This window comes from Corallococcus llansteffanensis, from assembly GCF_003612055.1.
Taxonomy (GTDB): domain Bacteria; phylum Myxococcota; class Myxococcia; order Myxococcales; family Myxococcaceae; genus Corallococcus; species Corallococcus llansteffanensis.
Genome location: NZ_RAWB01000438.1, coordinates 1 through 8,514 on the forward strand (window position 1 = coordinate 1; position 8,514 = coordinate 8,514).

Here is an 8,514-nt window from a genome sequence, read left to right on the forward strand (position 1 = left end):
GCGTGGCGGTGGCAGCAGCGCATAAGAGGGGGTGACTCTTCCGCAAGCCCGTCCCGGGGTCGAGCCGCATCGCTCCGGGTTGTCGGGAATTCAGGGTCCGGGCCCACCCTGGGCGAAGGTCCAGGAAGGCGACGGAAGCCAGTAGGGGGCGGTTGAGAAACGCCGGGGGCTTCCACAGGATGGGTGGACGTGCAGGCCGTCCTCTACTTCTCCGACAAGCAGGTGCGCGAGAAGCTCTTCGCGTTCGTGGACGCGTCGCGAGGGCTGTTGCTGGTGACGGGCATGCGCCACGGCGCCGCGATGACGCGCCCACCGCAGGCGCGCGAGCCCTTCTCCGCGCTGGAGGACGTCTACGGCGGCGTGCTGTCCCAGGTGCTGGTGGCGGACGAGGGCACCACGGAGGGAATGTGGCGCGACCCGCTGGGGGACCTGGGGGACCGGCTCTACCCGGACGACCGGAAGCGCGCCTACGCGGCGGCCACCGGGTACCTGCTGCTGGAGGACGGCAAGCCCCGCACGGTGGTGCGCAAGCACGGCACCCCCGCGGAGGACCTGTGGTTCCTCCAGGAGGCCCTGAGCCGCCTCACCCCGCGCATCCCCGCGCCCGACCCCGCGAAGCGCCCGGGCACCCGCCGCGCCGAACCCGCGCCCCGTGCGCCGCCGCGCTACGGGCCCGCCAGCGCGCGAGAGGATGCACCGCCGCGCCATGGCGCTTCCAGCGCGCGCGAGGACGCACCGCCGCGCTCCGACGACACCCCGCCGCGCGGACACCGAGTGTTTTCCCCCGCCGAGCCCGAGGCGAAGGACCCGTGGGCGGTGCTGGGCATCGCCCGGGGTACGCCGAAGGACGAGGCGCGCAAGGCGTTCCGCGCGCTCATCGCCCAGTACCATCCGGACAAGGTGGCGCACCTCGCGCCGGAGTTCCACGCGCTCGCGGAGCGGCGCACGCGCGAGCTCCTGGACGCGTGGGAGGCGCTGGAGAAGGACCCGCCCTGAAGGCGCGTCAGCTGGCGAGCCCCGGAGCCGAGGGCTCCAGCCGGAAGCGCGCGATGAGGGGCACGTGGTCGGACAGCCCGTGGAAGCGGCCGGTGAGGTCGCCGAAGGGCCGGGTCTCGTCCGCGTCCAGCCAGCTCACGCCGCCACCGGAGAACAGGTGGTCCAGGTGCATGCGCATGTGCATGAAGCCCGCGGTGGGAAAGGCACGCGCCAGGCTCGGGTCGATCTGCCCCACGGCGGCCTGCGCGCATGTCAGGCGCGCATCGCCCGTGAGGTAGCGGTACACCGGCGACGACGGCGGCGAGTTGAAGTCCCCACACACCACGAACGGCTCCTGCTTCGCGTGCAGGTGGATGAAGTCGGTGAGCTTGCGCGCTTCGTGGAGCTGGTTGACGCCGCAGCCCATCTTGTCGCGCGTGGCCCAGAACTCGCGGGAGAACGGCGTGGGCAGGCTCAGGTGCGTGTTGAAGACGTGGAAGGCGCGTCCGTCGTCCCGGCGCAAGACGCGCATGTGCGCGCAGATGCGGCTCTGCTTGCGGTCCTTCAGGCCCTGCACGTGGTGGTGCGTGATGTGCTCGGGCGCGGCCACGTTGTGCGTGTCCACCTGGAGCGTGCGCGTGTTGATGAGCATCGCGAGCCCGGTGGTGTAGAGCGACAGCTCGCCCAGCTTGTAGTGGTGCGCGCGGAAGTAGAACGCCTCGTAGGGCATCTCCCGCCCCTGGAGCGCGAACGTCTCCTCCAGGCGCTCCATGAACGCCTCCAGCTGCGTCTCCCCGGGGCGTGTCTGCCGGTGGACGATGTTGCTGCGCAGCGAGGAGGTCTCCACCTCCTGGAGGCACACCACGTCCGGCAGCGGATCCAGCGTGGCCAGGGCGGCCGCCACCCGTCGCTTGGGTCCCACGGTGCTCGCCAGCCCCTTCAGCATGTGGCCGAAGTAGCGGACGTTGTACGTGACGATGCGCAGTGAGGATGCGTCCATGGGCCTGTGGCCACCTCCCGGTTCTCGCGGTGAAAGGTGGGAGGCAAAGCTACGAACGTCCAGACCCCTTCGCAGCGTCAGGGCCGGGATTCCTCCCGGAGCCGCCTCCATGTGCCGACAAGCGGACGAAGCGCCCGTCCGCCTGCCTGCCCGTTCTTCAGCGCTACGGAGCGCCGCGCCGTCCTTCGCTCCGGCCCGCGATGAGCCAGTGGATGAGGCCGCCGCGGTAGTTGGTGGCGCCATACGCCGCGGCCACGTCCGGGTTGGCCTGGAGGTAGTACTGGGGATCGAACTCCGGCGAGCCCCGGCGGCCTTCATTGAGTCCGGCGTTCACCCAGTGCTCCAGGGCCGCGCGGTAGTTGTTGCCGTAGGCATTGCGCAGGTCCGCGTGGAGGCTCAGGTAGTAGGGCGCGCTGAACGCGGGCGAGCCCTGACGTCCCTCGGTGATGCCGTTCTGCGTCCAGTGCGCGAGCGCGGCCGGGTAGTTCGTCCCGAACGCGGCCTGGAGGTCGCCGTGGCGGGCCAGGTACTCCTGCACCTGGAACGCGGGGGACGCGGCGCGGCCCTCGGAGCGGCCCGTGTCGATCCAGTGTCGCGAGGCGGCGCCCACGTTGCTGCCGAAGGCCGCGCTCAGGTCGCCGTTGAGGGCCAGGTAGAAGCCCGCGTCGAACGTGCGCGTGTCGCGGAAGACGCCGTAGAGCGAACGGATGCCATTGAGGTCATCCGGCTGCAGGTCGATCTTCCCGTTGTAGTACGCGTACATCACCGCGCCCGCGTCGGGCGAGTGCCCCAGGCCCAGCGAGTGCCCCAGCTCATGCAGCGCGGTGCTGCGCAGGTCGTAGTTCGTCCCGTTCACGGTCCAGCCGAACCCGTCGTTGAAATGCACGTCGCCGGCCAGCGCCGAGCAGCTGTAGGGGCTGGAGCAGTTGGGGTAGTAGGCGTGGGCGAGCGTGGAGGCGGCGAACGGGTTGCCGTCGCCGTGGTCGCCGTACTGCCACGACACGTAGAGGTCCACGGGACCGCCGCCCACCTCGGTGAAGGCCACGGGGGCCGCGGCCTGCCAGCGCTGGAGCGCGCCGATGACAGCGCCGCGCGAATCATTGGCGCTCAGGTCCGGCGTCCCGTTGAGGAAGGCGAACGTGAGGTTCGTCTGCGGCCAGCTGCTCACGGTCACGAACGAAGCCAGGCCCGCCGTGCGCGCGTTGAAGCCGTACAGGTCCGGCGAGTCGCACCGCGAGCGCTGCATCAGCCCGCGCGTCGCCGCGTCCAGCGCGCCGGTGACGGGGAGCCCCTGCGCCTCCTGGAAGCGCTTGAGCGCGGCCTCCATCGCGCCATCGAAGAGGTCGGGCCGCGCGGGCTCGCGCGCCACGGCGGGGCGGAAGCCGGGGTACTTCCGTGCCAGCTCCGCGTTGGGGAAGTAGCCATGGGCCTGGAGGTGGCGGAAGGCCGCCTCCACCTGGGGGCCCTGCGCGCCCTTGCGCGCTTCGGGGACGAGGTCCGCCGCGGACGCAGCGGCGCCGCCCAACGTGCCCAGCAGTACGACGGAACGAAGAAGCGTCTGGATGGAGCGCAACGTGTGCACCTTTCGCATGGACCCTCCCGACACCTGGGGAGGGCGCCCCCGTTGTAGCGGGAGCGTCTGACAGGCCGAAACCCGTCAGAGCCGTTGAAACGGTGACACGGGAAAATCGTTAGCGTTGGGCTCCATGAGAACCCAACGCAGGGCGCCTTCCTGGCGCTGCACCGTGGCCCTGGCGGGAGCGCTGCTCCTGTCGGCCTGCGCCGAAGCACCGCTGCCCTCCGCTGCCGGTGCGGTCCGCAAGTGGGTGGGCCCGCTGGTGAACGTGCCGGGCGGAGGCCAGTTCCGCACCGTCATCTATTACGGCCCCTGGCAGTGCAGCGCGCAGCTCATGAACTACTGCCAGGAGAAGTGCGCCGGCAGCGGGCACGTCCTCCAGGGCTGCATGTGGCTGGCGGACGTGAAGATGGATTTCCAGGGCACGCTTGTCCGGGCCGGGAGTCGGTTCGGGATGACGCGGTGCTGTTGCAACTACGCGACGCTGACCCCCGGGCAGAACGCCGCATCCCGTGACCGCTGGGACAACATCCGCGAGGGATTCCGGAATCGATGGGCGGAACGCTTCGGCGCATGGCCTGGCGAAGCGAACGGGAAGCCCTACCAGGGGCATCACATCCGGGACCTCAAGCACGGTGGCAACCCGACCGACTGGGACAACATCATCCCGTTCCCCAAGGACATCCATGACACGCTGAATGGGCTCTACAACCAGTGCTACGCGAATGAGCCCCCATGGACGAGTACCGGAGTGGACTACCCCTATGGCGAGTAGACCCATGGCGATGACCGCATTGCTCGAGGAGGTGTCGCGCCTCCACTTCCCCAACCCGCCCGCGACTCCGGCACAGATTGAAACGTTCGAGCAACGGATGGGATGGCGCCTGGATCCGGACCTTCGCGCCTTCTACCTGCACTGCGACGGCGCCAACCTGTTTGACCGCATCGACCCCGCGTTCGCCTTCATCCCGCTGGCGATGATTCGCCGTGCGCGCGTGGTCATGCTCCAGGACGACACCGACAGGTCCGGGCCCGCATCCTGGTACGCGGCCTGTGAGGTCCGGGATGGCAACTACATCCTGCTCGACGTGAGTCAGCAGCACGACGGCCGCTATCCCCTTCGCGATGGCTACCGCGAAGGGTTCCCGGACCCGGCCTACTGCGCGCAGATTTCCGGCTCGTTCTCCGAGTTCCTCGAAGGTGCGCTGCGCTCCAGCGGGCGTTGGTTCTGGTTAAAGAAGCTCCAGGAGGAATGACGACCAGGGCGCACGGACCGTGAATCAGCTCGCGGGCTTCACGCGCACCATCGTGTCCAGCAGGTGCTCCAGCGAGCGGTCCGGATCGTCGCACAGGCCCACGTGTACGGGGCCCGTCTGGAGCATGGTGCTGCGCGGTGCCACCAGCCAGTGCCAGCGCTCCTTCTGCGGCAGCCGTCCGATGGGCCCCGCTTCCTTCCCGCCCACGCACACGCGGCGGAAGCTCTCCAGGTGCCCGCTCAACAGCTCCACGTCCGCGTCCGGTGACAGCGCCTTGAGCCGCGCCTCGTCCAGCTCCACGCGCGCCCCCAGGAAGCGGTGCTGCACGCAGAACAGGACGACGCCCACGTTGATGAACTCCTCGCGCTCCACGCGGGGCACCAGCCGGATGATGGCGTAATCAAACGAGCTGGGCGTGGGCACGCGTCGCCTCCTCGATGAACGCCGGCGCCGCGTCCAGCCTGCGCAGCAGCCACGTCGCGTACGCCGCGCGGTGCTCCGACGTGGAGGCGAACGCCGGCTCCTCGCCCAGCCATGCCTCCGGGATCGCGCCGACGATGCGCTCCACCACCTCCGGCGTCACCCGCTGCTTGAGCAGGTCCCCGGCCTCCGCCAGCCCGTGCGCCCACGGCAGGAGCACGTGGTCCTTGATGGGCGCGAATCTCCCCTGGCTGCGCTCCTCCCACCCGGCCCACGAGTGGTGGAAGTACAGCGCCGCCCCGTGGTCGATGAGCCAGAGGTTGCGGTGCCACACCAGGAGGTTCGGGTTCTTCGGCGTGCGGTCCACGTTGGTGACGTACGCGTCGAACGCCACGATGGCGGACGCCACCTGCGCCTCCGGCACCGGCACCGCCAGCGGATCGAACGTCACCGAGCGCGGCAGGTAGTCCAACGCCAGGTTCAACCCGGCGCTCGACTTGAGCAGCTCGCGGATCTCACTGTCCGGCTCGTTGCGGCCCAGCGACGTGTCCAGCTCCACGAACACCAGCTCCGGCACGCGCAGCCCCAGCACGCGCGCCAGCTCTCCGGCCAGCAGCTCCGCGATGAGCGCCTTGGCGCCCTGGCCCGCGCCCCTGAACTTCACGACATAGAGCCCCGCGTCGTTCGCCTCCACGATGGCGGGCAGTGAGCCCCCCTCGCGCAAGGGCGTCACGTAGCGCGTGGCGGTGATCGTCCTGAGCATCCCTCGTCCTCGGCGGTTCCCGGGCACCCCGGGGTGGCGGCTGTACCACGACCCCTGCCCACCGGGGAACACACCGGCACGCACCCGACCTTCCCACGCCACTCCAATTCAGTTGCGCGCAATTCAATTGTGCACTACATATCTCCCATGTCGCCGGAAGACTTCCTCCGCCTGGACCTCCAGCTCTGCTTCCCGCTTTACGCGGCCTCGCGGGCGATGGTGCAGGCCTACACCCCGCTCCTGTCGAAGCTGGGGCTGACGTACCCGCAGTACCTGGTGATGCTGGTGCTGTGGGAGACGGACGGCGTGACGGTGAAGGCGCTGGGGGAGAAGCTGTACCTGGACTCGGGCACGCTCACGCCCCTGCTCAAGCGGCTGGAGACGCTGGCCTTCGTGCGCCGCGAGCGCTCCAAGGAGGACGCGCGGTCGGTGCGCGTGTCGCTCACGCCGCAGGGCCGCGCGCTGCGCCGCAAGGCCACGTCCATCCCGGAGGCCATCGCCTGCCGCACCGGCCTTTCCCTGGAGGAGCTGTCCCGGTTGCGCCGGGACGTCCTCCGCCTGTTCGAGAACGTTTCCAAGTAGTCCCTGAAAACCCAACGCAGTCCCCTGAAGGAGCACCCCATGGCCCAGGTCACCCTCGCCGAGAAGCTCTACTCCACCACCGCCACCACGCACGGCGGCCGCAACGGCCGGCTGACGCTCACCGAGAGCCCGTTGGACAACCTGGAGCTGGCGATGCCCAAGTCGCTGGGCGGCTCCGGCAAGACGACGGCCACCAACCCCGAGCAGCTCTTCGCCGCGGGCTTCTCCTCCTGCTTCGAGAGCGCGCTGCGCCTCGTGGCGGGCAAGGCCGGCAAGAAGCTGGACGAGAAGGCGGGCGTGAAGGCCACCGTCACCCTTGGCAAGACGCCCGAGGGCGGCTTCGGCCTCGCGGTGGAGCTCCAGGGCATCCTGCCCGGCGTGCCCCGCGAGGAGGCGCAGAAGCTGATGGAGGCGGCCCACCAGGTGTGCCCGTACTCCAACGCCACGCGCGGCAACATCGAGGTGAAGGTCTCCGTCGCCGAGTAGTCCGTCACACCCCCGCCCCGGGCCTCCGCGCAGGTCGCACGCGCGAGCCCGGGACGTCAGGGGGCGCTACACCTTGCCCGCCTCCACGACGCGCACCTTGTCGCCGCCCTCGAAGCGCGCCTCGAACACGGGCAGCCCCTTGGCCAGGTGCTGGAGCGTGTGGCCCAGCTGCGTGGCGGCGATGGCGTTCATCTCCGTGCGCAGGGGCTCGACGTGGTGGGGCGCGAGCTTCACCAGCTGGGGCAGGCGGCGGAAGAACTCCACGTAGTGGTCGCGGTGCTTCGCCGCCACCTGCGGGTGCGCGACGAACACCTGCTTGGGCCCCACCGACGGGGACACGAGCGGGATGGACGACATGTCCCAGAGTTCCTGCTCCACGTACACGCTCAGCACCGCCGCCTCGTCGTGCGCGCCCGCGAGCGTGACGAACTCCAGCTCCGGCATGCCGTTCCAGCGCAGGTCGTGGTACGCGCGCAGGAACGAGCGCACCAGGTCCGGCCGCACGCCGTAGTCCTGCGGCCGCGTGAGCATCAGCTTCAGGTGGCCGCAGCCCAGGTGCGCGGGCTCCAGCAGGTGCTCCAGCAGCGCGGGCCGCGCCTCCGGAGCCGGGTGTGCCAGCAGCGTGTGCCAGCCCGCCTCGTCTTGCAGCGACGGCAGCGGCTTGTTGGACAAGCGCCGGTCGCCCGCCATGGAGGCCACCAGCTTCTCCCACGCGTGCGTGTCGGTGTGCATGTAGAAGCGGCCGAACACCTCCAGCTCCTGGAGCAGCAACTCCTCCACCGTGCGGTCATCCAGCGTCGTACCGGTGATGCGCTCCACGCTGGCCAGCGCGAGCAGGAACTCACCCGCGTCGCCGCCCGGCGTGCCGATGACGCCCTGCTCGTCGCGGCCGTCCACGCACGAGCGCCGGCCGTTGGTGAGCAGCATGGCCAGCCGCGCCCAGCGCACCTGGCTGGGGTCGCCCACGTGCCGCTCGATGTGCTCCTTCGTCAGCGGCCCTGCGATGGGGCCCTCCTCCTCGAAGGTGGGCGTGTCCAGGCTCCGCTCGAAGATGTGCGGATGGCGGGTGGAGGAGTAGCCCGCGCTGCGCCACGCGAGCATCCCGCCCGCGAGCGCCGCCACGTACTGCATGCCCAGCGCGTGGAGGAACTGCGCCGCGAGCCCCGCGCGCCGGCCGCTGTGGGACACCAGCACCACGGGCACGTCCGGCCCCAGGCGCTGGTACACCTCCGCGATGCGCTCCAGCGGCACCCAGAGCGAGCCGGGGATGTGGCCCATCAGGCCCGTGAGCTCCTCCTTCTCCCGGATGTCGATGACGCGCAGCGCTCTTCCCTGCTCGGCGACGAACAGCACTGGCACCCGGGGCGTCATCGAGCCGCTGGCGCGCAGCTCGGTCTTCCACTTCATCTGGAAGAGGACGGTGTTGACGTGCGGGGCCATGGCGTCAGGGGGCGGG

General features: G+C 70.2%; 10 protein-coding genes. 5 read left to right on the top strand and 5 right to left on the bottom strand.

Features of this window, described 5'->3' with window-relative positions; translation table 11 throughout:
* Nucleotides 1-189 precede the first annotated feature (189 nt).
* Complete coding sequence (locus tag D7V93_RS31065; RefSeq protein ID WP_120646837.1) at nucleotides 190-996, top strand: J domain-containing protein; 807 nt, start codon at nucleotides 190-192, stop codon at nucleotides 994-996.
* A 7-nt stretch (nucleotides 997-1,003) separates the two neighbouring features.
* On the opposite strand, the gene D7V93_RS31070 is transcribed toward D7V93_RS31065, so the two are convergent.
* A complete protein-coding gene (locus tag D7V93_RS31070) occupies nucleotides 1,004-1,975 on the bottom strand; it encodes an endonuclease/exonuclease/phosphatase family protein (protein ID WP_120646829.1) in 972 nt (323 codons plus the stop codon).
* Nucleotides 1,976-2,138: 163 nt separating this feature from the next.
* Nucleotides 2,139-3,566 (bottom strand): matrixin family metalloprotease, encoded by a 1,428-nt coding sequence (locus D7V93_RS31075; RefSeq protein WP_120646830.1) that lies wholly within the window; start codon nucleotides 3,564-3,566, stop codon nucleotides 2,139-2,141.
* Between the two features lie 154 nt (nucleotides 3,567-3,720).
* Here D7V93_RS31075 and D7V93_RS31080 point away from each other — a divergent pair, with 154 nt between their 5' ends.
* Both D7V93_RS31080 and D7V93_RS31085 read left to right on the top strand, forming a co-directional pair.
* Entirely contained in the window at nucleotides 3,721-4,326 is a 606-nt protein-coding gene (locus D7V93_RS31080; protein WP_244237627.1) for a hypothetical protein, read from the top strand.
* A 4-nt stretch (nucleotides 4,327-4,330) separates the two neighbouring features.
* Nucleotides 4,331-4,807, top strand: coding sequence for an SMI1/KNR4 family protein (locus D7V93_RS31085; RefSeq protein WP_120646831.1), 477 nt, complete (start codon nucleotides 4,331-4,333; stop codon nucleotides 4,805-4,807).
* 24 nt (nucleotides 4,808-4,831) lie between these two features.
* Here D7V93_RS31085 and D7V93_RS31090 read toward each other — a convergent pair whose 3' ends face one another.
* Both D7V93_RS31090 and D7V93_RS31095 read right to left on the bottom strand, forming a co-directional pair.
* The gene (locus D7V93_RS31090; RefSeq protein WP_120646832.1) at nucleotides 4,832-5,230 is read right to left on the bottom strand and encodes a DUF3037 domain-containing protein; all 399 of its coding nucleotides are present in this window, start codon (nucleotides 5,228-5,230) and stop codon (nucleotides 4,832-4,834) included.
* Nucleotides 5,208-5,990: a HipA family kinase gene (locus tag D7V93_RS31095; protein WP_120646833.1), complete on the bottom strand. Its 783-nt coding sequence runs from the start codon at nucleotides 5,988-5,990 to the stop codon at nucleotides 5,208-5,210. Before D7V93_RS31095 ends, D7V93_RS31090 begins: the two co-directional genes overlap by 23 nt.
* A 147-nt stretch (nucleotides 5,991-6,137) precedes the next feature.
* On the opposite strand from D7V93_RS31095, the gene D7V93_RS31100 reads away from it, so the two are divergent.
* Complete coding sequence (locus tag D7V93_RS31100) at nucleotides 6,138-6,572, top strand: MarR family winged helix-turn-helix transcriptional regulator (protein WP_120646834.1); 435 nt, start codon at nucleotides 6,138-6,140, stop codon at nucleotides 6,570-6,572.
* Between the two features lie 39 nt (nucleotides 6,573-6,611).
* Nucleotides 6,612-7,058, top strand: a complete 447-nt coding sequence (locus D7V93_RS31105; RefSeq protein ID WP_120646835.1) for an organic hydroperoxide resistance protein — start codon at nucleotides 6,612-6,614, stop codon at nucleotides 7,056-7,058.
* Between the two features lie 66 nt (nucleotides 7,059-7,124).
* Here the strand turns inward: D7V93_RS31105 and D7V93_RS47495 are convergent.
* Nucleotides 7,125-8,514: rhodanese-like domain-containing protein (locus D7V93_RS47495; protein ID WP_208723212.1), on the bottom strand; the 1,390-nt coding region annotated here is incomplete at its 5' end.